Annotated in this window: 23 protein-coding genes; 7 read left to right on the top strand and 16 right to left on the bottom strand. The window is 68.9% G+C overall.

All coding sequences use genetic code 11. From position 1 onward, the window contains the following. Positions 1 to 14: 14 nt before the first annotated feature. Positions 15 to 878: a methylenetetrahydrofolate reductase [NAD(P)H] gene (metF, locus tag Q1A87_RS04125; RefSeq protein ID WP_299647349.1), complete on the bottom strand. Its 864-nt coding sequence runs from the start codon at positions 876 to 878 to the stop codon at positions 15 to 17. Positions 879 to 974: 96 nt separating this feature from the next. Here metF and Q1A87_RS04120 point away from each other — a divergent pair, with 96 nt between their 5' ends. From Q1A87_RS04120 to Q1A87_RS04105, 4 genes are all read left to right on the top strand, one after another. Continuing rightward, positions 975 to 1904: a LysR family transcriptional regulator gene (locus Q1A87_RS04120; protein WP_299647651.1), complete on the top strand. Its 930-nt coding sequence runs from the start codon at positions 975 to 977 to the stop codon at positions 1902 to 1904. Between the two features lie 70 nt (positions 1905 to 1974). Beyond that, positions 1975 to 2769 (top strand): inositol monophosphatase family protein, encoded by a 795-nt coding sequence (locus Q1A87_RS04115; RefSeq protein ID WP_299647347.1) that lies wholly within the window; start codon positions 1975 to 1977, stop codon positions 2767 to 2769. 74 nt (positions 2770 to 2843) lie between these two features. Next, positions 2844 to 3800 (top strand): deoxyribose-phosphate aldolase, encoded by a 957-nt coding sequence (deoC, locus tag Q1A87_RS04110; RefSeq protein ID WP_299647345.1) that lies wholly within the window; start codon positions 2844 to 2846, stop codon positions 3798 to 3800. A gap of 55 nt (positions 3801 to 3855) precedes the next feature. Next, positions 3856 to 6165 (top strand): aldehyde dehydrogenase family protein, encoded by a 2310-nt coding sequence (locus Q1A87_RS04105; RefSeq protein WP_299647649.1) that lies wholly within the window; start codon positions 3856 to 3858, stop codon positions 6163 to 6165. A gap of 9 nt (positions 6166 to 6174) precedes the next feature. Here the strand turns inward: Q1A87_RS04105 and Q1A87_RS04100 are convergent, their stop codons facing one another. Next, positions 6175 to 6435 (bottom strand): hypothetical protein, encoded by a 261-nt coding sequence (locus Q1A87_RS04100; protein ID WP_299647343.1) that lies wholly within the window; start codon positions 6433 to 6435, stop codon positions 6175 to 6177. Between the two features lie 22 nt (positions 6436 to 6457). Further along, entirely contained in the window at positions 6458 to 6664 is a 207-nt protein-coding gene (locus Q1A87_RS04095; protein ID WP_299647341.1) for a hypothetical protein, read from the bottom strand. A 238-nt stretch (positions 6665 to 6902) separates the two neighbouring features. Between Q1A87_RS04095 and Q1A87_RS04090 the strand changes: the two genes are divergently transcribed. The 3 genes from Q1A87_RS04090 (at position 6903) to Q1A87_RS04080 (ending at position 10460) form a co-directional block, all read left to right on the top strand. Beyond that, positions 6903 to 8171: an acetylornithine deacetylase/succinyl-diaminopimelate desuccinylase family protein gene (locus tag Q1A87_RS04090; protein WP_299647339.1), complete on the top strand. Its 1269-nt coding sequence runs from the start codon at positions 6903 to 6905 to the stop codon at positions 8169 to 8171. A gap of 73 nt (positions 8172 to 8244) precedes the next feature. Next, a complete protein-coding gene (locus Q1A87_RS04085; protein WP_299647337.1) occupies positions 8245 to 9711 on the top strand; it encodes an ABC transporter substrate-binding protein in 1467 nt (488 codons plus the stop codon). 44 nt (positions 9712 to 9755) lie between these two features. Further along, positions 9756 to 10460 carry a tryptophan-rich sensory protein gene (locus tag Q1A87_RS04080; protein ID WP_299647335.1) on the top strand — a complete coding sequence of 235 codons (705 nt, stop codon included), beginning with the start codon at positions 9756 to 9758 and terminating at the stop codon, positions 10458 to 10460. A gap of 91 nt (positions 10461 to 10551) precedes the next feature. Here the strand turns inward: Q1A87_RS04080 and Q1A87_RS04075 are convergent, their stop codons facing one another. The 13 genes from Q1A87_RS04075 to Q1A87_RS04015 all read right to left on the bottom strand — a co-directional run bounded on the left by Q1A87_RS04075 (position 10552) and on the right by Q1A87_RS04015 (position 23477). After that, on the bottom strand, positions 10552 to 11331 hold the full coding sequence (locus tag Q1A87_RS04075) for an SDR family oxidoreductase (protein ID WP_299647333.1): 780 nt from the start codon (positions 11329 to 11331) through the stop codon (positions 10552 to 10554). Between the two features lie 11 nt (positions 11332 to 11342). Further along, the gene (locus Q1A87_RS04070) at positions 11343 to 11786 is read right to left on the bottom strand and encodes a molybdenum cofactor biosynthesis protein MoaE (protein ID WP_299647647.1); all 444 of its coding nucleotides are present in this window, start codon (positions 11784 to 11786) and stop codon (positions 11343 to 11345) included. Positions 11787 to 11796: 10 nt separating this feature from the next. Continuing rightward, on the bottom strand, positions 11797 to 12048 hold the full coding sequence (gene moaD / locus Q1A87_RS04065; protein WP_299647331.1) for a molybdopterin converting factor subunit 1: 252 nt from the start codon (positions 12046 to 12048) through the stop codon (positions 11797 to 11799). After that, positions 12045 to 12713 (bottom strand): CDP-diacylglycerol--glycerol-3-phosphate 3-phosphatidyltransferase, encoded by a 669-nt coding sequence (pgsA, locus tag Q1A87_RS04060; RefSeq protein ID WP_299647329.1) that lies wholly within the window; start codon positions 12711 to 12713, stop codon positions 12045 to 12047. The genes moaD and pgsA overlap by 4 nt, the downstream gene beginning before the upstream one ends. 34 nt (positions 12714 to 12747) lie before the next feature. Next, entirely contained in the window at positions 12748 to 14607 is a 1860-nt protein-coding gene (gene uvrC, locus Q1A87_RS04055) for an excinuclease ABC subunit UvrC (protein WP_299647327.1), read from the bottom strand. Between the two features lie 298 nt (positions 14608 to 14905). Then, positions 14906 to 15697 carry an SDR family oxidoreductase gene (locus Q1A87_RS04050; protein WP_299647325.1) on the bottom strand — a complete coding sequence of 264 codons (792 nt, stop codon included), beginning with the start codon at positions 15695 to 15697 and terminating at the stop codon, positions 14906 to 14908. Further along, complete coding sequence (locus Q1A87_RS04045) at positions 15694 to 16647, bottom strand: calcium/sodium antiporter (protein ID WP_299647323.1); 954 nt, start codon at positions 16645 to 16647, stop codon at positions 15694 to 15696. The genes Q1A87_RS04050 and Q1A87_RS04045 overlap by 4 nt, the downstream gene beginning before the upstream one ends. A 139-nt stretch (positions 16648 to 16786) precedes the next feature. Then, positions 16787 to 17593, bottom strand: coding sequence for a S49 family peptidase (locus tag Q1A87_RS04040; protein ID WP_299647321.1), 807 nt, complete (start codon positions 17591 to 17593; stop codon positions 16787 to 16789). Positions 17594 to 17662: 69 nt separating this feature from the next. Further along, positions 17663 to 18775 carry a flagellar basal body P-ring protein FlgI gene (locus Q1A87_RS04035; protein ID WP_299647645.1) on the bottom strand — a complete coding sequence of 371 codons (1113 nt, stop codon included), beginning with the start codon at positions 18773 to 18775 and terminating at the stop codon, positions 17663 to 17665. 11 nt (positions 18776 to 18786) lie between these two features. Then, positions 18787 to 19785: a flagellin gene (locus Q1A87_RS04030; protein WP_299647319.1), complete on the bottom strand. Its 999-nt coding sequence runs from the start codon at positions 19783 to 19785 to the stop codon at positions 18787 to 18789. Between the two features lie 4 nt (positions 19786 to 19789). Beyond that, positions 19790 to 21226: a flagellar basal body rod C-terminal domain-containing protein gene (locus Q1A87_RS04025; protein ID WP_299647317.1), complete on the bottom strand. Its 1437-nt coding sequence runs from the start codon at positions 21224 to 21226 to the stop codon at positions 19790 to 19792. A 23-nt stretch (positions 21227 to 21249) separates the two neighbouring features. Continuing rightward, positions 21250 to 22557: a flagellar hook-basal body complex protein gene (locus tag Q1A87_RS04020; RefSeq protein WP_299647316.1), complete on the bottom strand. Its 1308-nt coding sequence runs from the start codon at positions 22555 to 22557 to the stop codon at positions 21250 to 21252. 98 nt (positions 22558 to 22655) lie between these two features. Further along, positions 22656 to 23477 (bottom strand): flagellar motor protein MotB, encoded by an 822-nt coding sequence (locus tag Q1A87_RS04015; RefSeq protein ID WP_299647314.1) that lies wholly within the window; start codon positions 23475 to 23477, stop codon positions 22656 to 22658. Positions 23478 to 23528 lie beyond the last annotated feature (51 nt).

Genomic DNA, 23528 nt, shown 5'->3' with positions numbered 1-23528 from the left:
GCCCCGCGGGCGGGTCACGCGACCCGGCTGAGCGCCACCTTCGGCGCAAGGCCCAGCGCGATGCACACGTCGCGCGTCAGCTCCGGCCGGTTCAGCGTGTAGAAATGCAGCTGGTCGCAACCTTCGCCCACCAGCGTGTCGGCAAGCTCCGCCGCCTGCGCCACGGCCAGTAGGTCCGCCCGGTCGTCGCGGGTCGCCACTTCGAAGGCGGCGCGCAGGTCGTCGGGAATGAGCGCGCCGCAGGCTTCGGCGAACTTCGACGCCTTCGACCAGTTCTCGATCGGCAGGATGCCCGGCACGATCGGCGCGTCGATCCCCGCGGCGGCCGCCCTGTCGCGGAAGCGCAGGAACGTCTCGGGGTCGAAGAAGAACTGCGTGATCGCCTCCTTCGCGCCGGCATCGATCTTGTGCTTGAGCCAGGCGATATCGGCATCCGCATCCGCGGCCTCGGGGTGCTTGTCCGGGTAGCAGCCGACGCGGACCATGAAGCCCTCGTCGGCCAGCGCGGCCACGAGCTCGACCGAATTGGCGAAGCCCTCGGGATGCGCCGTGAAGCCCGCCTCGCCCTTCGGCGGGTCGCCCCGGAGCGCCACGATGTCCTCCACGCCCGCCTTGCGGAAGCCCCGTGCGACCTCCAGCGTCTCCTCCCGCGAGGCGTCCACGCAGGTCAGATGCCCGGCCACGCGAAGATCGAAGGCCTGCCCGATCGTCGCCACCGCCTCGCGCGTCAGCTCCCGCGTCGTGCCGCCGGCCCCGTAGGTGACCGAGACCCATTCGGGCGCGAGCGGGGCGAGCGTCTGCACGGTGTCCCACAGGCGGAAGCTGGCATTGAGCGATTTGGGCGGGAAGAACTCGAAGGAGACGGAAGGCGTGGGCATGATGTGTGATCCTTTGGCGTTGGAACGCTTGTGGCATGACCCGGTTTCGTGAGACAGCCTCATAATCTTCATCACGGACATGAGCCGCGTATGAGACTGAACCTCGAATTCCGGCATCTCCGCACGATCCGCGCCATCCAGGATTGCGGCGGACTGGCGCGCGCGGCGGACCGGCTCAACATCACGCAATCGGCCTTGTCACATCAGATCAAGAGCCTGGAGGCGCAGATCGGGGTGGAGCTGTTCGTGCGCCGGTCCAAGCCGATGACGCTCTCGGCGGCCGGGCAGCGGCTCCTGCGGCTGGCCGATCAGGTCCTGCCGCAGGTCGAGGCGGTGGAGCAGGATTTCGCCGGCATGGTGTCGGGTCGGACCGGCCGGCTGCACATCGCCATCGAATGCCACGCCTGCTTCGAATGGCTGTTCCCCGTGCTCGAACGGTTCCGCCGTGCCTGGCCCGAGGTGGATGTGGACATCCGCCCCGGCCTCCAGTTCCAGGCCCTGCCGGCGTTGCAGAAGGCCGAGGTCGATCTCGTCGTCTCCTCCGATCCCGAGAACTTGCCGGGCGTCGAGTTCGCGCCGCTCTTCGACTACGCGCCGGTCTTTCTTGCCGCCGCCGCCCACCCGCTCGCGACGAAGCCGTGGATCGAGGCCGCGGATTTCGCCGGCGAGACGCTCATCACCTACCCGGTCGAGCGCAGCCGTCTCGACGTGTTCAACCAGCTCCTGACGCCGGCCGGCATCGAGCCCGCCGCCATCCGGCAGGTGGAGCTGACCGCCGTGATCCTGCTTCTCGTGGCCTCCAACCGCGGCGTCTCCGTGCTGCCGGACTGGGTCGTGCGCGACGTGCGCTGGAACTCCGATTACGTGACCCGCCCCCTGACCGAGACCGGGCTGACCCGGCGTCTCTACGCGGCCGTCCGGGGCGAGGACGCGACGAAGCCGTTCATGGCGCATGTCCTGCGTCTCATGCGGACCGAGCCCCTGAAGCTGCAACGCGAGGGCGACGCGGCGCGGCGCGCCGGCTGATCCCGCCGGGGGTGGCCCCTTCCGCCTGCCTCGGCTACACGCCCCGCCTGACGCCAAGCGGAGCGACGACATGCAGGGCAGCGCGAACCTCAACGTGATGATCAAGGCCGCCCGGAAGGCCGGGCGCAGCCTCGTGAAGGATTTCGGCGAGGTCGAGAACCTGCAGGTCTCCGCCAAGGGCCCCGGCGACTTCGTCAGCCGCGCCGACCGCCGCGCCGAGGAGATCATCCGCGAGGACCTCACCGAGGCGCGACCGAATTACGGCTGGCTGGGCGAGGAATCCGAGCCTGTCGAAGGCAAGGACCCGACCCGCCGCTGGATCGTCGATCCGCTCGACGGAACAACGAACTTCCTGCACGGCATGCCGCACTGGGCCGTCTCCATCGCGCTCGAGCACAAGGGCGAGATCGTGATCGGCGTGATCTACGACCCGGTGAAGGACGAGCTCTTCTACGCCGAGAAGGGCAACGGCGCCTGGCTCGACGGCCGCACCCGGCTGCGCGTCTCGGGCCGCACCTCGATGATCGAGACGGTCTACGCGACCGGCCTGCCCTTCGCCGGCGGCAAGTACCTGCCCGCCGCGTTGCAGGATCTCGCGCGCATCCTGCCCGTCTGCGCCGGCGTCCGCCGATGGGGTGCGGCGTCGCTCGACCTCGCCTACGTGGCCGCGGGGCGCTACGACGGCTACTGGGAGCGCGGGCTGAAGCCCTGGGACATCGCGGCGGGCATCGTCATCGTGCGCGAGGCGGGCGGCCTCGTCGAGCCCTTGCGCGAGGGCCAGACGATGCTCGAGGACGGACATCTCGTCTGCGGTTCCGGCGCGATCTTCGACCGGTTCGCCGCCATCATCCGCGAGCGCGACTAGGCGCGTCTGGTTGCCAACGCGCCGACCCCGTGCAAGCGTCCGGCCAATGCCGAGCCGCGAGTGACCCGAGCCCCGTGACCGATCCGACCGACCTTCCCCGCAACGCGGGCCTGCCCTTCGACCCCGCAATCGTCGAGGCCGTGCGCGTGAACACGCCGGCCACGATCCGGCGTGCCGGCGGGATCGCCGCGCGCCGGTCGCTCAAGAAGGACTGGCAGACGGCATGGCTCGCCCGTGCGATCTCGATGATCGACCTGACGACGCTCGCGGGGGACGACACGCCGGGCCGCGTGCGGCGGCTCTGCGCAAAGGCGCTCGCGCCGGTGCGGGGCGACATCCTCGATGTGATCGGCCTGCCCGATCTCACCGTGGGCGCGGTCTGCGTCTATCACGAGATGGTGCCGGTCGCGGTCGAGGCATTGGAGGGGCGACTACCCGTCGCCGCCGTCTCCACCGGCTTTCCCGCCGGGCTGTCTCCGTTTCCGCAGCGCCTGCAGGAGATCGAGGCGAGCGTGGCCGCCGGGGCGACCGAGATCGACATCGTCATCTCCCGCCGGCACGTGCTGACGGGCGACTGGACCGCGCTCTACGACGAGACGGCGCGGATGCGCGCGGCCTGCGGCGACGCGCACATGAAGGCGATCCTCGCGACGGGCGAGCTCGGCCCATTGAAGAACGTGATGAAGGCGAGCTTCGTCGCGATGATGGCGGGGGCCGACTTCATCAAGACGTCCACCGGCAAGGAGTCCGTCAACGCCACCCTGCCCGTCTCCCTCACCATGATGCGGGCGATCCGGGGCTACGAGTCGATGTCGGGCTTCAAGGTCGGCTACAAGCCGGCGGGTGGGGTATCGAAGGCGAAGGACGCGGTAACGTATCTGGCGCTCCTGAAGGACGAACTGGGCGACCGCTGGCTGCGCCCCGACCTGTTCCGCTTCGGCGCCTCGTCGTTGCTGGGCGATATCGAGCGGCAGCTGGAGCATGCGGTGACGGGGCGGTATTCGGCGGCCTACCGGCATGCCGTAGGTTAGGACGCGAGGGGCCGGCCCCTCGCGCTCCCCGGGATATTTGGAAAGCAAAGACGATATGAGCGTGGCGGAGATCTTCGAGAGCATGGAATGGGGCCCCGCGCCCGAGAGCCACGCCGAGGCGGATGCCTGGCTCGACGCGCAGAACCGGGTCTTCGGGCATTATATCGACGGCGCACGCCGTGACGCGGGCCAGACCTTCGCGACGACGAACCCCGCGACGGGCGCGACGCTGGCGGAGGTGACACAGGGGACGGAGGCGGACGTCGCCGAGGCCGTCGCCGCCGCGCGGCGGGCCGCGCCGGGCTGGGCCGCGACCGCCGACCACGACCGGGCGCGCATCCTCTATGCCATCGCGCGGGGGCTGCAGAAGCACGCGCGGCTCCTTGCCGTGCTCGAGACGCTCGACACCGGCAAGCCGATCCGGGAGGCGCGCGACATCGACGTGGCGCTGGCCGCGCGGCATTTCTATCACCACGCCGGACATGCCGAGCTGCGCGGCGAGACGCTGCCCGGTGCCGAGCCCTGGGGCGTCTGCGGGCAGATCGTGCCGTGGAACTTCCCGCTCCTGATGCTGGCCTGGAAGGTCGCGCCGGCGCTCGCCATGGGCAATACGGTCGTCCTGAAGCCCGCCGAATGGACCCCGCTCACCGCCCTCGCCTTCGCCGACATCTGCGACGGCGCAGGCGTGCCGGCGGGCGTTGTCAACATCGTGACTGGCGACGGGGCGACTGGCGCTGCGCTGGCCGGCGCCGAGATCGACAAGCTGGCCTTCACCGGCTCGACCGAGGTCGGTCGCATCCTGCGACGGGAAACGGCGGGGCGCGGCATCGGGCTGACGCTCGAGCTCGGCGGCAAGTCGCCCTACGTCGTCTTCGAGGACGCGGATATCGATGGCGCGATCGAGGGACTGGTCGACGCGATCTGGTTCAACGGGGGACAGGTCTGCTGCGCGGGTGCGCGGCTCCTCGTGCAGGAGGGGATCGCGGTCGATTTCACCGCGCGGCTGAAGGACCGCATGGGGCGCATCCGCGTGGGCGACCCACTCGACAAGTCGGTGGACATGGGCGCTCTGGTCCATGCGGAGCATAAGGCGCGGATCGAGGCGCTGCTGGCGCGGACGTCCGGCCGGGTCCATCGCGGCACCGTGCCGGAGGGCTGTTTCCTGCCGCCGACGCTGGTGACCGACCTGCACGGTGCCGATCCGCTGATGCAGGAGGAGGTGTTCGGCCCCGTCCTCGCCATGACGACCTTCCGCACGCCGGCGGAGGCAGTGCAGCTCGCCAACGACACGGCCTACGGGCTGGCCGGCAGCGTCTGGTCGCAGGACATCGACGTGGCGCTCGACACCGCGCCGAAGATCCGCGCGGGCGTGGTCTGGGTGAACGGCGCGAACATGCTCGACGCGGCGGCGCCCTTCGGCGGCATGAAGGAAAGCGGGTTCGGGCGCGAGGGTGGCGTCGCGGGCTTGCAGGCTTATTTGCGCCCCGTTCGCGGACCGAAGCTCGTGGCGCCCGTGCGGTTCGAGGCGGCGAGCGGACCGGCGGACGTCGTGGACCGGACGGCGAAGATGTATGTCGGCGGCAAGCAGGCGCGGCCCGATGGCGGCTACACGCGCGCCGTCGCCGGACCGCAGGGCGTCGTGGGCGAGGTCGGCATCGCCAACCGCAAGGACCTGCGCAACGCGGGCGAGGCGGCGAATGCCGCGAAGGGTTGGAGCGGATCGACGGGGCATCTGCGCGCGCAGATCCTCTACTATCTCGCCGAGAATCTCGCCGCCCGCGCGGCCGAGTTCGACGCGCGTCTCGCGGCGCAGACCGGGGGCGACCGCCAGGCGGAGGCCGCGGTGCGGCACCTGTTCCGCTGGGCGGCCTGGGCGGACAAGCACGACGGGCGCACGCTCGGCACGCCGCTCTCGGGGATGACACTTGCGCTCAATCGCCCAGTCGGCACGATCGTGGCCTTCGCAGCCGAGGAGGCGCCGCTGTTGGGCCTCGCGCAGATCGTAGGCGCCGCGCTCTCGACGGGCAACCGGCTGGTGCTGATCGCGCCGGAAACGGCACCGCTGACGGCGACCGACCTCTATCAGGTGCTCGACACGTCGGATGTGCCGGCGGGGGTGGTCAACATCCTGACCGGCGACCATGCCGAACTCGCCGCGCAGGCCGCAGGACATATGGACGTGGACGCGGTCTGGAGCTTCTCCTCCGCCGATATCTCGGCGACTATCGAACGGGAGGCGGCCGCCGATCTGAAGCGGACCTGGGTCAATCACGGGCATGGGCGGGACTGGGACGCGGCCGACGCGCGCCCGTGGCTCGAGAACGGGACCGAGGTGCAGACGATCTGGATTCCGTTCGGGACCTGAGCCCCGGACCTAGTTGAAGGTCCAAACCAGAAGGGCGAGGAGCGAGAGCGGCGCGACATAGACGCCCCAGATCAGGCGGCGCATCAGTCGCGGTTTGTAGTCGTCGAGCCCGTTCTGGACATATCGGTGCTGAGGCAGCGGCGGCCGGGTCCGTTCCCACTCCGCCTCCAGCCGGTCGCGCTCGCCGGCGCGATACCAGAACCACAGGCAGACGGCGATCACCGTCAGGCCGACGGCGATCATCAGGACGAGGCGCAGGAGCACGATCATCGCGCGTCGGTTCCGACCCGGCTCACCAGACTACCTTCGTCCAGCGACGCGGCAGGTTCGCGAGCGAGAGCACCATGACCGGCGCCCAGACCAGCGCGGAGCGCAGCGCGAGCGTCGCGAAATACCCCGGCGCCGTGCGCCACACCGCTTCGCCCGCCGCACCATAGAGCCACACGAACCCCGCACCGGAAATCGCCGTCAGCACGAGGGTGGAGAGGGCACCGTTCACGACGAGCCAGCCCACCCCTTCGGGCAGGCCGCACCCGATCAGCCACGGAACGAACCACGCCGCGACGACGAGCGCGATCAGGGGGGCGATAAGGTCCAGCGTCTATCCTTCCCGGGGCCAGCGTCCGCCACAGGATAGCCGCGCAAAGCGGAAGGTCCAAGCCGGCAGTCGGAAGGGCATGGTGGCCTCCGGCGAAGCCCGCCATCATGGTGACACGGGACAATTGACGGAGGACGGCTTGGACAGGCTGCTACAGGACATCGAGGCGCGGCGGGACGATCTGGTCGCGCTGACGCAGGAGCTCATCCGCGTGCCGACCTTGAACCCGCCGGGGCGGCATTACCGCGACATCTGCGCCCTCGTGGGCGAGCGGATGTCAAAGCAGGGCTGGCAGGTGGAGATGATCCGTGCGGAAGGCGCGCTGGGCGATAGCGACCGGCACCCGCGCTGGAACGTCGTCTGCCGGCTGGAGGGTCGCGGCGCAGGGGAATGCGTCCATTTCAACAGCCACCACGATGTCGTCGCCGTGGGCGAGGGCTGGAGCCGCGACCCGTTCGGCGGGGAGCTTGCGGACGGCCGCGTCTACGGACGCGGGGCCTGCGACATGAAGGGCGGGCTCGCCACCAGCATCGTCGCCGCCGAAGCCTTCGCCGCCGCCTGCCCCGATTTCCGCGGCGCCATCGAGATCTCGGCCACCGCCGACGAGGAATCGGGCGGCTACGGCGGCGTCGCCTACCTCGCGGAGCATGGGCACTTCGACCCCGCCCGCGTGCAGCACGTCATAATCCCCGAGCCGCTCAACAAGGACCGCATCTGCCTCGGCCATCGCGGCGTCTGGTGGGCGGAGATCGAGACACAGGGGCGCATCGCCCACGGCTCGATGCCGTTCCTCGGCGATTGCGCCGTCCGCCACATGGGCGCCGTCCTCGACGAGATGGAGGCGACGCTGTTCCCCCTCCTCGCCGGAAAGCGTACCGCGATGCCGGTCGTCCCGGAAGGGGCGAAGCAATCCACCCTCAACCTCAACGCCATCCACGGCGGCGAGCCGGTGCAGGAGGCGGATTACACCGGCCTGCCCTCCGCCTGCGTGCCCGACCGGTGCACCCTGACCATCGACCGTCGGTTCCTGATGGAGGAGGACATCGCCGAGGTGAAGGCCGAGGTGACCGCGATGATGGAACGGGTCCGCGCGCGCCGCCCGGACTTCCGCTACGAGATCCAGGACCTGTTCGAGGTGCAGCCGACGATGACGCCCGAGGACGCGCCCGTCGTGCGGGTGGTGGGCGACGCGGTGCGGCAGGTTCTGGGCACAGAGGCGGAGTTCGTGGTCTCGCCGGGCACCTACGACCAGAAGCATATCGACCGGATCGGGCGGCTGAAGAACTGCATCGCCTACGGGCCCGGCATCCTCGATCTCGCGCATCAGCCGGACGAGTGGATCGGCGTGGACGACATGGTCGACAGCGGGCGCGTCATGGCGCTGGCGCTGCACGCGCTCCTCGCGTGACGGCAGGCAGACGCGACTTGCCGGGCGAAGGGCCGCGCGCCTAACGTGGCCCGAGGGAACGAGAGGGACGCCCATGCTCACCAGAACCACCGCCATGCTGATGCTCCTCGCGACGACGGCGACGTCCGCGATGGCGCAGCAGACCGACATCTCCATCGGCATGGTGCTCGAGCCGCCGAACCTCGATCCGACGGCCGGCGCAGCGGCGGCGATCGACGAGGTGGTCTATGCCAACGTGTTCGAGGGGCTGACGCGGTTCGGGCGCGACGGCCAGATCGAGCCGCTGCTGGCAACCGGGTGGGAGGTTTCGGAGGACGGGCTCACCTGGACGTTCGATCTCCATGACGAAGTAACCTTCCACGACGGCACCACGATGGACGCCGAGGACGTGGTCTTCGCCCTCGACCGCGCGCGAGCGGAAGACTCGACGAACGCGCAGAAGGTCCTGTTCGAGGGGATCGAGCGCGTGGAGGCATTGGATCCGACGACCGTTCGGATCACGCTGACACAGCCTAACGGCAACCTTCCCTTCAACCTCGCCTGGGGCGACGCGGTGATCGTCGCGCCCGAGAGCGCCGAGAACAACGCCACGGACCCCGTCGGCACCGGCCCGTTCCGGTTCGAGACCTGGGCGCAGGGCGACAGCGTGACGCTCGCGCGCTACGACGATTACTGGGGCGAAGCGCCCGCGCTCGAAAGCGCGACCTTCCGCTTCATCTCCGATCCGAACGCCGCCTTCGCCGCGATGATGGCGGGCGACATCGACGCATTCCCGAACTTTCCGGCCCCCGAGACGCTGGCCAGCTTCGAGGCCGATCCCCGCTTCTCGGTCATCGTCGGATCGACCGAGGGCGAGACGATCCTCGCCATCAACAACGCGAATGTCAAAGACATCCGCGTGCGCAAGGCCATCGCCCATGCGATCGACCGGCAGGCGATCATCGACGGCGCGATGTTCGGCTACGGCACGCCGATCGGGACGCATTTCGCGCCGCACAACCCCGATTACGTCGACCTGACCGGGATGTCCGCCTACGACCCCGAGCGGTCGCGGGAGTTGCTGTCCGAGGCCGGGGCATCCGACCTTTCCCTGCACCTCGCCCTGCCCCCCCCGTCCTACGCGCGGCGCGGCGGCGAAATCGTGGCGAGCCAGTTGCGCGACGTGGGGATCGAGACCGAGGTGACGAACGTCGAATGGGCGCAATGGCTTGAACAGGTGTTCAACGGCCACGATTTCGACCTCACCATCGTCAGCCATACCGAGCCGATGGACATCAACATCTACGGACGGCCGGACTATTATTTCGGCTACGACGACCCGGACTTCCAGGACATGATGGCGCGGCTGGAGGCTACAGCCGAGCCCGTGGAACGCAGCGCGATCCTAAGGGAAGCGCAGGAGAAGATCGCCTCGGACTACGTGAACGCCTACCTGTTCCAGCTCGCCAAGACCGGCGTGGCGGATGCGCGGATCGAAGGTCTGTGGGAGAACGCGCCGACGCAGGCGAACGACCTGACCGGCGTGCGGTGGACAGAGTGAGGCGCGGACCTCGCCGGGACCACCGCGCGGCCTAGCTCCGGCTCATGCGTCTCAAGGCCATTCTCGTCCTTCTCGCCGCGCTGGCCTTCGCCGGCTCGCCGCTCCTGAACCCGGGCTTCGGCGGATACGATCCGTCGCAATTCCCCACTGAGATGATGGACCCGCCGGTCCTGCCGGCGGGCTATGCCTTCTCGATCTGGGGGGTGATCTATCTCTGGCTGATCGTCATGGCGGGCTACGGCCTCTGGCGGCGCATCGAAGATACCGGTTGGGATGCGACACGGTGGCCGCTGATCGTCAGCCTCGGAATCGGGGCGGTCTGGCTGCCGGTCGCTGCGGTCTCGCCGCTCTGGGCCACGATCCTGATCTGGGCGATGCTGCTCTCCGCGCTCGTCGCGCTGCTGCGGGCGCCGCGGCGGGACAGGTGGCTGCTCGGCGCTCCCATCGGGCTTTATGCGGGCTGGCTCAGCGCGGCGGCCTGCGTCTCGCTCGGCGTGCTGCTGACCGGCTACGGCGTCCCGCCCTTCGACGCGACGGGCTGGGCCATCGTGCTGCTCAGCCTCGCGCTCTGCATCGGCGTGGCGATCCTGCGGGCGCGGCCGTGGGCCACCTTCGGATTGGCGATCGTCTGGGCGCTGATCGCGGTTCTGGTCCGGAACGGGTTCGACCTCGTCGGCCTGTTCGCGGTGTCGGCGGCGGTCGTGATCGGCGCGCTGACTGTCTTGCCGTCACGGGGGAAGCTGATCTGATACAGGTCGGGCTGCTCCTGACCGCCCCCACGGACGGGCTCGACCCCCGCCGCGGGGGGCCGACCTTTCCGTTACGTAAGACCGAAAAACCTCAGATCGTCGCGTTCGTCCCACCGCCGTCGAGCAGGATGTTCTGCCCCACGATGAAGCCCGCATGCTGCGAGCAAAGAAACGCGCAGGCGGCGCCGAACTCGGCCGGCGTGCCGTAGCGGCGGGCGGGGATCGTCGCCTGGCGCTGCGCGCGCGCGTCGTCCATCGAAATGCCCTGCTGCTCGCTCACGCCGGTATCGAGGCTGATCGCGCGATCGGTCGCGTGGATGCCCGGGAGCAGGTTGTTGATCGTCACCCCGGACGGCGCGACCTGCCGCGAGGTGCCCGCCACATAACCGGTCAGGCCCGTCCGCGCCGCGTTCGACAGACCGAGTGCCGGGATCGGCGCCTTCACCGATTGCGAGGTGATGTTTACCACCCGCCCCCAGCCGCGCTCCATCATCGCCGGCACGAGCGCGGTCATCAGCGCGATCGGCGTCAGCATGTTGGCGTCGAGCGCGCGGATGAAGTCGTCGCGGTTCCAGTCCGACCAGACGCCCGGGGGCGGGCCGCCCGCGTTGGTGACGAGGATGTCGGGCGTGCCCGCGACGTCGTAGAGTTCGGCCCGGCCCTCCTCCGTCGTGACGTCACCCGCGACCGTCTTCACCTCAACCCCGAACCGCTCGCGCAGGTCGGCCGCCGCCGCCTCCAGCGCCTCCGCGCCGCGCGCGTTCATCACGAGTTCGACGCCCGCTTCGGCCAGCGCGGTGGCGCAACCGAGCCCCAGCCCCTTCGACGAGGCGCAGACGAGCGCCTTCTTTCCCCTGATCCCGAGATCCATGTCGTTCCCCTCTATGCGTTCCAGCGATCCAGCGCGGCCTCGTCGGCCTCCCGCGCGGCGACCCATTCGGCGCCGTCCTCGGTCTCCTCCTTCTTCCAGAAGGGGGCGCGCGACTTCAGGTAGTCCATCAGGAACGACGCCGCCGCGAAGGCGGCCTCCCTGTGGCGCGAGGCGGTGGCGACCATCATGATCCGGTCGCCCGGTACGAGGGTTCCGTGCCGGTGATGGATCGTCGCACCGGTCAGCTGCCAGCGACGGCAGGCTTCCTCGGCGATCTCGGTCAGCGCCCGCTCGGTCATGCCGGGATAATGCTCGATCACCATCCGCCGCAGCGCGCCGCCCGTATCGCGCACCCGGCCGGTGAAGGTGACGACCGCGCCGGTATCGCCACCCGCTTCCAGATGCGCGGTCTCGGCGCCGAGGTCGAAATCGGCCTCGGTCACGACGACGCGGATGGAGGCGGGCTCAGCCACCGGTCATCGGCGGGAAGAAGGCCACCTCGCGCACGCCCTCGAGCGGCGTCTCGACCGGGGCGAGTGCCTGGTCCACCGCGCAGCGGATCGCGGTCATGTCGGAGAAGGCCAGATCGTAGCGTTCCTCCCGCGCGCGAAGCTCCGCGACGAGCTCGGCCACGGTGGCGGCCTCGGTCTCCACGATCTCCCGCCCCCGCCCGATCCGCTCACGGAGCCACGCGAAATAGAGCACCTGCACCTTCATGCCGTCTTGTCCCGCAGATGCGGCCGCGCCTTGGCGAAATAGTCCCACCCCGTCACCGCTGTCAGCGCCGCCGCCAGCCACAGGAGGAGGACGCCGGTGTAGAAGGTCGCGTCCTGCAGCCAGAGCAGCAGGTTGAGGTTCAACTCGTCCGGCCGCTCACCGGTCAGGATGGCGCCCAGTATCTCCGGGTCCATGCCGAAGATCCGCTCGGCGAAATGATGCTCGAAGATGCCGGTGGAGAACAGGACGGCCAGCGCGACCATCTGCGCCGTCGTCTTCCATTTGGCCAGCGACGTGACCTTCAGAAGCCCGGCCGTATTGCCAAGGAACTCGCGCAGGCCGCTCACGAAGACCTCACGGAAGAGGATGATCGTCGCCGGCAGCAGGATCCACGGGTTCATGCCTGAAAAGCCGGTAATGACCAGAAGCGCGATCACCACCATCGCCTTGTCCGCGATCGGGTCGAGCATCGCGCCGAAGCGGCTCTCCTGATCCCATTCGCGCGCCAAATAGCCGTCGAACCAGTCCGTCACCGCGGCCGTCACGAAGAGGATCAGCGCGAACCAGTCGGCCCAGGGACGTGCGAAGAACAGGAACATGACGGCCACGCCGGGGGCCGCGAGAAGGCGCAGCACGGTAAGGATATTCGGCACGGTCCAAGTCATCGCACCGCGTTCTAACGCGGCTGCGCGGGGGCCGCTAGCCGCGTTCGTGGAAGTGGTGGTGAATGGCCTCGGCCAGCGCGTCGGAGATGCCGTCCACCGCCTTCAGGTCGGCGAGCGCCGCGCGGGACACGGCCTTTGCGGAGCCGAAATGCGCCAGAAGCGCGCGCTTGCGCCCCGGTCCCACGCCCGCCACCTCGTCGAGCGGGTTGGCGGTGAACGCCTTGGCGCGCTTGGCACGGTGCGTGCCGATGGCGAAGCGGTGCGCCTCGTCGCGAAGGCGCTGGATGAAGTACAGGACCGGGTCATTGCGTCGCAGGGCGAAGGGCCGTTGCCCGGTGCGGTGGAACTCCTCCTTGCCGAGGTCGCGGTCGATGCCCTTGGCGACGCCCACCATCGGCACCTCCTCCACGCCCAGCTCGCGCATGATCTCGCGCACGGCGGAGACCTGCCCCGCCCCGCCATCGATCAGAAGGAGGTCGGGCCACATCTCGCTCCGGCGTTCCGGGTCCTCCTTCAAGAGCCGCTTGAACCGGCGCGACAGCACCTCCTTCATCATCGCGAAGTCGTCGCCGGGGGTCAGCTCGGCATCCTTGATGTTGAACTTGCGGTACTGCGACTTCTCGAGCCCCTCCGGCCCGCTGACGATCATCGCGCCGACGGCATGGCTACCCTGAATGTGGCTGTTGTCGTAAACCTCGATCCGCCGGGGCGGCGCGTCGAGGTCGAAGGCCGCGGCCACCCCCTCGAGCAGGCGCGCCTGCGTCGCGCTCTCCGACATCTTGCGGCCGAGGCTCTCGCGCGCGTTGCGGATCGCGCCCTGCACCAGCTCGTGCTTCTCGCCCCGCTGCGGCACGAGAAGCTGGACCTTGCGGCTGGCCCGGTCCGACAGGGCCTCGGCCATAAGGTCGCCCTCCTCGATCCCGTCCGACAGCAGGATCAGCCGCGGCGGCTCCTTGCCCTCGTAGAACTGACCGAGGAACGCCGCCATTACCTCGGCGGGCGCGTTGTCCTCGGAGATTCGGGGGTAGAAGTCGCTGTTGCCCCAGTTCTGGTTGGCGCGGATGAAGAAGACCTGGATGCAGGCCTGTCCGCCCTCCATGTGCAGGCCGATCACGTCGGCCTCCGGCACGCCCTGCGGGTTGACGCCCTGCACCGACTGCACGTTGGTCAAAGCCTTGATCCGGTCGCGCAGCGCCGCCGCGCGCTCGAACTCCATCTCGGCGGAGGCGGTGTTCATCTCGGCGGCGAGCTTCTCCTGGATCGAGGTCGTCTCGCCGCGCAGGAACCGCTCCGCGTCCCGGACGGAGGACGCGTAATCGTCCGCGCCGATGAATCCGACGCAGGGCGCGCTGCAGCGCTTGATCTGGTAGTTCAGGCAGGGCCGCGTTCGCGTCTCGAAGTCGCTGTCCGAGCAGTTCCGCAGAAGGAACACGCGCTGCAACTGGTTGAGTACGCGGTTCACCGCACCGGCGCTCGCGAAGGGGCCGAAGAACTGGCTCTCCTTCGTGCGCCGCCCGCGATGCTTGCGGATCATCGGAAAGTCGTGGGCGGTCGTCACCTCGATGTTGGGGAACGACTTGTCGTCGCGCAGCAGCACGTTGTAGCGCGGCTTGAGCTGCTTGATGAGGTTCTGCTCCAGAAGCAGCGCCTCGAGCTCCGTATTCGTCGTGAGCACCATCATCGACGCGGTCTCGGAAATCATCCGCCGGATGCGCCCCGAATGGCCTTGCAGCCGCGCGTAGTTCGCGACCCGGTTCTTCAGGTTCCGGGCCTTGCCGACATAGAGGACGCGGTTCTCGGCATCGAGCATCCGGTAGACGCCGGGCGAGCCGTCGAGCGTCCTGAGAAAGCGCTTAATGACCTCCGGGCCCGTCTCCTTGACCGTCTCGCTCATGCCGTCCTGATTCTCCAATTCCGGTGTGATGCTCGCCCGAAAACGCAAGGGGTCCGGATGTCCCGGCGCCCATCTCCGCCTGTGGATAAAGCTGGGGGCGGTTTCCACTACGCCTTGATTTACAGGACCTTTGTCACGGATCCTTCATAGTTCATTAATTTGCGTTAACAACCGTAAACCATTGATTCAACGACATCTTACCAGTCGCTCGTTCTTGACGTTCACGAAGTTTGCGTCAATCCGCCCCTCGAAAGTTCCCGTCGCCGCTGTCGTGGAGAAAAGTGACAGACGCTCGGGTCTAGCCCCGCCGCATCCGGCCTTCCACCCCCAGGATGTCCGGCGTGCGCCAGCCGATATGCTGACCGCCATCGACGCAGATGAGCTGTCCAGTCACCGATTTCGAGGAGACGAGGTAGCGCATCGCATCGCAGATCTCGTCGGGGTTCGCCCCGCGCTCAAGCGGCACCCCCGCGCGCTGTGCGGCGAAATGCGCCTCGCTCTGCCGGTTGGCCCGCAGCGTCGGTCCGGGCCCGATCGCGTTGACCCGGATTGCGGGGGCCAGCGCCTGCGCCGCCGTCTGCGTCAGGGTCCAGAGCCCTGCCTTGGCGAGCGTGTAGGTCATGAACTCCGGCGTCAGCTTCCGGACCCGCTGATCGACCATGTTGACGACGCAGGCACGCGCCACCGCCTCGCCGTCCTCCTCGCTAGGGTCCGGCGCCTGCGCCGCGAAGGCCTGGATCAGAATGAGAGGCGCGCGCAGGTTCGAACCCATATGCCGGTCCCACGTCTCCCGCGAGGCCGAGGCGAGGGTGTCGTGGTCGAAGATCGACGCGTTGTTGACCAGCACGTCGAGCGGTCCGTCAAGCGCCTCCGCCGCACGGCCAACGAGCGCCTCGCATGCGTCGAGGTCGAGCAGGTCAGCCTGCAACGCCGCGCCCCGGCGCCCGGCCGCCTCGATCGCGGCGACCGTCTCCGCGGCACCCTCCGCGCTGCCCGCATAATGGACGGCGACGTCGTGGCCCATCCGCGCGAGTTCCATCGCCATCGCGGCGCCGAGCCGCTTGCCCGCCCCGGTGACGAGCGCCCTCATGAGAGCGCCACCAGAAGGTAGACGACGTAAAGCCCTGTCAGTCCCATGCCCCATATCCTCGTGATGTTGCGGCCGAAGAAGACGACCGGCACGAGAAGGAGCGAGGCGCCCAGCATCACCGGCAGGTCGATCGTCAGGAAGGTGCCGTCGATCGGCACCGGGCCGAAGAGCACGGCGATCCCCATGATCGCGAGCAGATTGAACAGGTTCGACCCGATCACGTTGCCGAGCGCCACGTCGGCGTGACGCCGGATCGCCGCCATCACGGTCGTTGCGAGTTCCGGCAGCGACGTGCCGATCGCGACGAGCGTAAGACCGATCACCGTTTCGCTGACGCCGAAGGTGCGCGCGATTTCCGTCGCACCGCTCACGAGCAGGTTCGCGCCGAGTGGCAGTCCGACCAGCCCGAGAATGAGGTAGATCGCCAGCCGGATGCCCGGCAGGCCCGGCTCCACCCCCTCGACCTCGACGTCCTCGCTTCGGCTCGACCGGAACGTCACGACAAGCGTGGTTGCCAGCGCGGCGAGCAGGATCAGGCCGTGCCACCAATGCAGCGTGCCCGTGAAGCACAACGCGATGAAGAGCAGGGTCGCGGCCATCATTGCGAGATAGTCCCGCCGCACGTCGCAATTGCCGGTATGCATGGTCGCAATCAATGCGGGGATGCCGAGCACCAGAAGCACGTTCGCCGTGTTCGAGCCGACGACGTTGCCGAGCGCCAGCCCCGGCACCCCGTCGAGCATGGCCTGCACGCTGACCAGTAGCTCCGGCGCGGAGGTTCCGAACGCCACCACCGTGAGGCTGACCACCAAGGCCGGTATGCCGAGCCTCAACGCGAGGTTCACCGCGCCCTTCACCAGCGCATCGCCCGCGAAGATCAGGATCACCAGCCCAGCCGCGACCATCAGGAACTCGACCCACATCGCGACTAGGCCTTCCCGCAGGGGCATGGTCCCCGCCCGACCCGGGGTGCGCCGCAGCGGGGGCACTTTCCCTGAAGCCGCTTGCCCTGCCACGGAAAGCGGAGCCGCCCGAACATCGCGAGGACGGCCATGGCGATCAGGAAGAGCGTGACGGCCTTTACGATCATCAGAGGCCGAACCGGGCCCAGGCGGCCCGCGACTCGATGTCCGCCATCGCCCCGGCGGCGACGGACGGAACGAGACGTTGCAGAAGCGGCCGCTTCATCGCGATCGTGCGGAGCTGGACGTTCTTGCCGTAGAGTTCGCGCAACTTGGTGCGGGCATGGCCGATCCCGTCGGCAAGCCCGGCCTCGACGCCCTCGGTGCCCACGAAGATCTCGCCGGTGAACAGGTCGCGTCCGCTATCGAGGCGATCCCCGCGCCGCGCCGTGACCTGCGCCTTGAAGGAGTCGTGGATGCGCGCCTGGATCGCCTTCAGCCGCGCGACGTCCTCGTCACGCTCCGGGCGGAACGGATCGAGGATCGACTTGTCCTCCCCCGCCGTATGTACCCGCCGTTCGATCCCCGCCCGCGACAGGAGTTCGGGAAAGCCGAAACCGGCGGAAATGACGCCGATGCTGCCGGTGATGGAGCTCTCGTCCACCCAGATGTCGTCGGCGGCCGTCGCCAGCCAGTAGCCGCCCGAGGCCGCGACATCCTCGACGAAGGCATGGACCGGCATCGACAGCTCGTCGGCGAGACGGCGGATATGCGCCGCGATCAGCGAGGATTGCACCGGCGAGCCGCCGGGCGAGTTTATGGCCAGCGCCACCGCGGACGGCTTACCCTTGCGGAAAGCGCGCTCGACCAGCGGGGCCAGCGCCTCGTGATTGAGGCTTCCCGGCCCGGCATTCGCGGAGATCACGCCGCGCAGGCGCAGGACGGTGACCCGGGGCGCGCGGGAGAGGAAGGGAAGGCGGAAACGGCCGGGCATGACCGGCGATGTATAGGCCACCCCCGCCGGTCACAAGGCGGGGGCGGCCGATTGCCGGAGCGGAGATCCCTAGCGGACGACGAACTCCGCGTGCAGCGCGCCGGCGGCCTTGATGCTCTTGAGGATGTCGATCATGTCCCGCGCCGACACGCCGAGCGCGTTGAGCCCCGCGATCACGTCCGAGAGCGTCGTGCCGCCCTGCACCAGTGCGAGACCGGGCCCCGCCTCCTCCTGCATGGCGACGCCAGTGCGCGGCACGACCACTGTCTGCCCGTCGGAGAACGGGTTCGGCTGCACCACGAGCGGCGCCTCCTCGATCCGGAGCGTCAGGTTGTTCTGCGACACCGCGACCTCGGAAATCCGGACGTCCGAGCCCATGACGATCGTGCCCGAGGCCTGATCGACCACGACGCGCGCCTTCTGCTCCGGGGTGATCGTGACGTTCTCGATCGCCGAGAGCGCGTGTGCGGGCGACCGACGCCCGGTCCGCGAGATGTCGAGAAGGACCGTGCCGGCATCGAGCATCTGCGCCACTTCGCGGCCGATCTCCCGATTGACGGCGTTCTCGATGCGGAGCGCGGTGGTGAAGTCCGGCTCCCGGAGCGCGAGGCGGATCTGGCTCATCGTGGTGAAGTCGAAATCGACCTCCCGCTCGACGCGCCCGCCCGCCGGCACCACGCCCGCCGTGGGCACGCCCTCAGTGACCTGCGCGGCCTCGCCCTTGGCGGTGACGCCGCCGGAAATGATCGTGCCCTGCGCGACTGCGTAGATCTCGCCGTCCGCCGCAGTCAGCGGCGTCATCACCAGCGTCCCGCCGAGCAGGCTGTCGGCGTCGCCGATGGCCGAGACGGTGACGTCCACCCGGCTTCCACTGCGCGCGAAGGGCGGCAGCGTGGCGGTGACGATGACGGCCGCGACGTTCCTTGGGCGGAACTGCTCGCCGGTGACGTTCACGCCGAGCCGCTCGAGGATATTCGTCATGATCTCCTCGGTGAAGGGCGCGTTCCTCAGGCCGTCGCCCGTCCCGTTCAGACCGACGACGAGGCCGTAGCCCACGAGATCGTTGCCACGCACCCCGTCGAACTCCACGAGGTCCTTGATGCGGATCGACTGCGCGGCGACCTGCGAACCCACGAGGAGCAATGCGGCGAGCAGGACGGCCTGGCGGATCACGGCGATCATGCGGACCACGCTCAACGCAGGTAATCCGTCAGTCGGAGACGCGATTTGCGCGCCGTGATCGCGTAGAGCGTCTCCAGCCGCGTCATTTCGTTCTGCAGGCGCGTCGCCGTATCGTACGGGTCGGCGCCGATGGTGTCGGACTTGCGGGTCTCGAGCTTCGAGCGCTCCTCGTCGAGGTTCTGGCGCGCGTGATCGACCCGCTCCTCGACCGTGCCGATCACGGCGCGGCTGGTCGTGAGATTGGACGAGGCCGTTGCCGCGCGGGCCGGCAGGATCGCGGCCAGTTCGGAGAGTTCCGCGTTGCCGACGGGAAATCCGAGATCGGGCAGCGCCGCGACCAGCGCGGCTTCCTTCAGCGCGTCGCGCACCGACCGGTCGCCGGCGGAGACGGGCACGCCGATCGACTCGCCTCCGCCGATCGGGAACTGAACGGGGTCGGCGGGGAAGGCGCGCAGGGCGTTCGTCTCGAAGGCGCCCCCATCCGCGAAATAGCCGTCGAACGCGGCGAGCAGCGAGGCGATGTCCGTCGCGCCGGCGGCGAGTGCCTTGGTGTCGGCGGAAAGGGCGTCGATATCGACGGGCGCCGGACCGGCCGGATCCCCGTTGGTGAAAAGCCCGCGCCCGTCATGGGTCCGTCCGAGGGCGGAGGCGATGTCTTCCATCGCGCCTTCCGCTGTGACGGCGAGGTTGTCGACGGAGAGGTAGCCGCTCGCCGTGAGCGTGGAGACGAGCTTTTCGCCGATCTGCGCGCCGGCCTGCTCGATCCGCTCCATCGATCCCTGCATCACGTCGAGCCAGATTGCGGCGTTGTTCAGTGACGCGGCGCGGGCCTCGGTCGTGCGCAGGGCATGTGAAATCTGCGACAGGGCCGAGAAGTCGCTCGACAGTGCGCGACCGGCATCGGCGACGCGGCCGGTGCCCATTTCCTGCGTCAGCGTCTCGATCCGCGCCCGGGAAGCGCCGGATTGGTCCCGGCCGGTCAGGAGTGGCAGGAGGGTGTTGTTCGTCATCATCTCAGATCTCCATCAGGCGGTCGATCATGGTTCCGGCAGCCTGGATCACCCGGGCATTGGCCGCGTAGGCCTGCTCTATCTCGATGAGGCGGCGCATCTCGGCGTCGATGTCCACCGCCCCGCCGTCGCGCTGCTCCGCACGCGTGGCGGCGAGCGTGGCGGCGGTATCGCGACGGTCGTCGGCGTGCAGCCGGTCGGCGGAGACGAGCGAGCGGAGCGCGCTCGCATGTCCGACCACGTCGGCCGCGATGTCCGGCAGGCCCGCGCCCAGCGGACGGGCATGGTCGGCCAGCGCCGAACCGTAGGCCAGCAGCAGCTCGGTCTCCGCCCCGGAGCCCGGGACCGCCGTCGCCCCCAGCCCGTCGCGCAGGCGCCAGTGCTGATCCGGGCGGTCGGGTGCGACGAGCGCGTTCACTTCGATCCGGCCGGCCAGACCCGGGGCGGCCATCGGATCGAGCGCGGCGCCGCGATCGGTGAACAGACCCGGCTGCCCCGCGGCGAGCGTGGGATCGACCGTGCCGTCGCCGAAGCGACCGATCAGTTCGCCGGCGAGTGAATCGAGGCGCTCCGTCGCGAGCGGCGCGGTCTCGTCGCGGACCGTGAAGAGTTCGCCCAGACGTCCGCCCCCGTAGAACTCGCCCCGCAGGGGCTTGCCGTTGAGCATGATCTCGGAGAGCTCGGCCGGCGCCTCCATTTCGGCGGTGATCGGCGAACGGGTTTCGAATTCGAGCTTTACCGGGGACGTGTCGAGAAGCAGGATGCCTCCTTCGGAGACGAGCGCCACGGTTCCCTGATCCCGCGTCAGTTCCCGAACGGGGATCTGCTGCGAGATCCGGTCGACGAGCAGCGACCGCTGGTCGACGAGGTCGGCCATGTCGTGCCCGCCTGCGCCCAGCCGCGCGATATCGACGTTGAGCCGATGCACGCCCTCCAGATCGGCGTTGAGCTGCTCGACCGTCCTGCCGATATCGGTCTCCGCCTGCTGGCGGGAGGATTGCACGACGGCATCGAGCGCGTTCAACTTCTCGGCCACGCCCGCCGCGGCGCGGGAGACGTTGGCCAGGCCGGCCGCGTTCGACGGGTTCGCCGCGGCGGCGACGAAGGCCGCGTCGAGCCTGGCTAGGCGGTCCTGCAGGCTGCCTGCCGTGTCGGGGTCGCCGATCTCGGCATCGAGCCGTGCGTGGAAGGACTGGGCAACGGAGGCCCCCGCCTCCTGGGACTGCGCTTCCCGCCGCAGCTGGACCAGCCGCGGATCGACCTCGCGCATGACCTGCAGCCCGGCGCCCGGGGCGCCGACCCCGGCACCGACGACCGCGCTCGTGCGCCGGGCATAGCCCGGACGGTCCGCGTTCGCGACGTTGCGGGCGACGTTCTCCGCCCGCTGGGAACTCGCGCCGAGACCGGCCGTGGCGAAGTTGAGGGAAGACGTGATGCTCATGTCCGGCTCCTAGCGTGGCGCGATCAGCGCTTGATGTTGGTGGTTTCCTGCAACATCTCGTCGACGGTCTGGATGACCTTCGCGTTGGAGCTGTAGGCCCGCTGCGTCTTGATGAGGCTCGTGAGCTCGCCGGCCACGTCGGCCGTGCTTTCCTCGCGGGAATAGCCGAGGATCTCGCCCGCCGGTCCGGTTCCCGCATCCCACAGGTAGAGCGATCCGCTCTCGGCGGAGAACGTGTAGGCCTGGTTGGAGAGCGCCGTGAGGCCGTCCGGGTTCGCCACGTCGACCACGGGAAGCTGATAGAGCGTCTTGGTCAGACCGCTGTCGTAGACGCCTACCACGCGGCCGTTCGGATCGACTTCCACCGAGGTCATGTTGCCGACGGGGGAGCCGTTCTTGCTGATCGCCACCGGCGCGTAGGTGTCGCCGAGCTGCGACAGGCCGGCCGTGTCGTTGTACTTGCCGATCTCGAGCTCGAGAGGACCGCTCAGCACGTTGAGGCTGATGAATCCCGTCGTCTCGTCGTAAAGTCCCGCGGGCGTGGAGGTGACGTTGGCGAGGGTGCCGCCGGTCCCGGGGCCGTCGTCGAAGGTCAGCGTGAAGGTGCTTGCCGTCGCCGTCGGATCGAACTTGTCCACGATAGACATGGTCCACTGGTTCGTCGGCATGTCGCCCGCGGCGGGAAGGACCGGGGTGAACTCTATATCGAGGGCCTGGGACTCGCCGAGATTGCCGTAATACTCCAGCTGCAGCGGATAGGGGTCGCCGCTCGCAGCGTCTTCCGTGGCACTTGCGGGCAGGTTCACCCCAAGCGACATCTTGGTCGTGGCGTTGCCTTCGAACTTGTTCATCTCGACGCGGACGGGAACCAGGCCGCTCGCGGTGTCGCGCATGACGTTCGTGACCAGGCCGTCCTTGTCCGCCGGCCAGCCGAGCAGGGCGAGGCCGCTTTCCGTCCGCAGGACGCCGTTCTGATCGGGGCGGAACGATCCGGTCGTCACCATCTGCATCGGCAGGTTCGTCGCGCCGTTCTCGACCGCGGAGATCGGCGTCACCGGAAGCATGCCGCGCCCGGTGACGGCGAGATCGGTCGCGTTGTTCGTCGTGATGAGGGAGCCGTTCTGCGACACGGCGCGGCCCGTGGTCACCCGCACGCCGCCGGCCGAATAGGCGCCCTGATTGTCGCCCGACACGAGAGAGTGAAAGTCCGACGTGGCCCGCTTGTAGCCGTAGGTCGAGGAGTTCGCGATGTTGTCGGAGATCGTCGCGAGGCGGCTCGCATTGACGCTCAACCCCGACACACCGGCATTGAGGGAGGAGGAGATCGTCATGAGCGGTCCTTTCTGGGTCTCGTGATGTCGTCGAAGCGAGTCGCGTCGCCGGTCGCGGCGACCATTGACGCCCCGAAGTTAAGGTCGGGCTAACGGGGTCATTCGCGCTCGGGTCCGGCGTAGCGGCGGGGCGCGACGCGGTCCCGCAGGACGACGATCTCGACCCGGTTGTTGCGGACGGCGGTCGGCTCGGCCACGGCCGGGCGGCGGTCGGCATGCCCGGTCACGCGAACGATGCGCGCATCGCTGATGCCGGCCACGGGCAGCGCCCGACGCAGCGCATGCGCCCGCTCCGAGGAAACCTCCCAGGCCCGCGGCTTGCGCGTCACCAGGGGTTCGGCGGCCGTGTAGGCCTCGATCGAGATCGCCTTCGGCGTTCGTCGTACTTCGCCGGCCACGGCGCCGAGCAGGTTCCGCAGGAGCGCGGTCGGCTCCGTTCCGTCGAAGAGCGGCGAGCCGGGCAGGTCGAAGAACTCGAAGACCAGCCCCTCGTCGGTCAGGCGTATGGCGACGTGCCGCAGCAGCGCGTCGTCGAGAAGGCTGTCGCCGCCCTTGCCCATCACGGCCGCGGCGATCGCCTCCAGTTCGGCATCCTCCTGCTCGGTCGTGCCGTGCTGTTCGGAGGAGGTGATCCCGCCGGTGCCGATCTGCACCATGGTCGAGTCGGTATGGACGGAACGGCCGCCCATCGCGCCGTCGCCGCCGCCGGACGTCTTCGAGAGCACGATGGTCGGGCTGAAATAGTCGGCCAGTCCCTTGCGCTGCTGCTCGCTCGTCGCGTTGAGGAGCCACATGAGCATGAAGAACGCCATCATCGCCGTCACGAAATCGGCGTAGGCGACCTTCCAGGCGCCGCCATGATGCCCGCCGCCGACGACCTTCTTTCGCTTGATGATGATCGGGCGCTTGTCGTTATCCATGTCCGCCACCTCCGGTCGCCGGGCATAGGGGGCGGGCGTGAAGGAAGCGTT

The organism is uncultured Jannaschia sp., assembly GCF_947494055.1.
Classification (GTDB): Bacteria; Pseudomonadota; Alphaproteobacteria; order Rhodobacterales; family Rhodobacteraceae; genus Jannaschia.
The sequence above is the reverse complement of the archived record's forward strand: the minus strand, read 5'-3'. Positions and strand labels throughout refer to the sequence as shown.

Bases quoted from the DNA above. Each gene is read 5' to 3' on its own strand.
- Q1A87_RS04100 (WP_299647343.1), bottom strand. From the start codon at position 6,435: ATGATCGTGCTCCTGCGCCTCGTCCTGATGATCGCCGTCGGCCTGACG.
- Q1A87_RS04025 (WP_299647317.1), bottom strand. From the start codon at position 21,226: ATGAGCATCACGTCTTCCCTCAACTTCGCCACGGCCGGTCTCGGCGCG.
- Q1A87_RS04030 (WP_299647319.1), bottom strand. From the start codon at position 19,785: ATGACGAACAACACCCTCCTGCCACTCCTGACCGGCCGGGACCAATCC.
- Q1A87_RS04045 (WP_299647323.1), bottom strand. From the start codon at position 16,647: ATGCCCCTGCGGGAAGGCCTAGTCGCGATGTGGGTCGAGTTCCTGATG.
- Q1A87_RS04020 (WP_299647316.1), bottom strand. From the start codon at position 22,557: ATGACGATCTCCTCCTCCCTCAATGCCGGTGTGTCGGGGTTGAGCGTC.
- Q1A87_RS04015 (WP_299647314.1), bottom strand. From the start codon at position 23,477: ATGGATAACGACAAGCGCCCGATCATCATCAAGCGAAAGAAGGTCGTC.
- Q1A87_RS04050 (WP_299647325.1), bottom strand. From the start codon at position 15,697: ATGAGGGCGCTCGTCACCGGGGCGGGCAAGCGGCTCGGCGCCGCGATG.
- Q1A87_RS04105 (WP_299647649.1), top strand. From the start codon at position 3,856: ATGAGCGTGGCGGAGATCTTCGAGAGCATGGAATGGGGCCCCGCGCCC.
- uvrC (WP_299647327.1), bottom strand. From the start codon at position 14,607: ATGAGCGAGACGGTCAAGGAGACGGGCCCGGAGGTCATTAAGCGCTTT.
- pgsA (WP_299647329.1), bottom strand. From the start codon at position 12,713: ATGACTTGGACCGTGCCGAATATCCTTACCGTGCTGCGCCTTCTCGCG.
- Q1A87_RS04035 (WP_299647645.1), bottom strand. From the start codon at position 18,775: ATGATCGCCGTGATCCGCCAGGCCGTCCTGCTCGCCGCATTGCTCCTC.
- moaD (WP_299647331.1), bottom strand. From the start codon at position 12,048: ATGAAGGTGCAGGTGCTCTATTTCGCGTGGCTCCGTGAGCGGATCGGG.
- Q1A87_RS04040 (WP_299647321.1), bottom strand. From the start codon at position 17,593: ATGCCCGGCCGTTTCCGCCTTCCCTTCCTCTCCCGCGCGCCCCGGGTC.
- Q1A87_RS04085 (WP_299647337.1), top strand. From the start codon at position 8,245: ATGCTCACCAGAACCACCGCCATGCTGATGCTCCTCGCGACGACGGCG.
- Q1A87_RS04080 (WP_299647335.1), top strand. From the start codon at position 9,756: ATGCGTCTCAAGGCCATTCTCGTCCTTCTCGCCGCGCTGGCCTTCGCC.
- Q1A87_RS04115 (WP_299647347.1), top strand. From the start codon at position 1,975: ATGCAGGGCAGCGCGAACCTCAACGTGATGATCAAGGCCGCCCGGAAG.
- Q1A87_RS04075 (WP_299647333.1), bottom strand. From the start codon at position 11,331: ATGGATCTCGGGATCAGGGGAAAGAAGGCGCTCGTCTGCGCCTCGTCG.
- metF (WP_299647349.1), bottom strand. From the start codon at position 878: ATGCCCACGCCTTCCGTCTCCTTCGAGTTCTTCCCGCCCAAATCGCTC.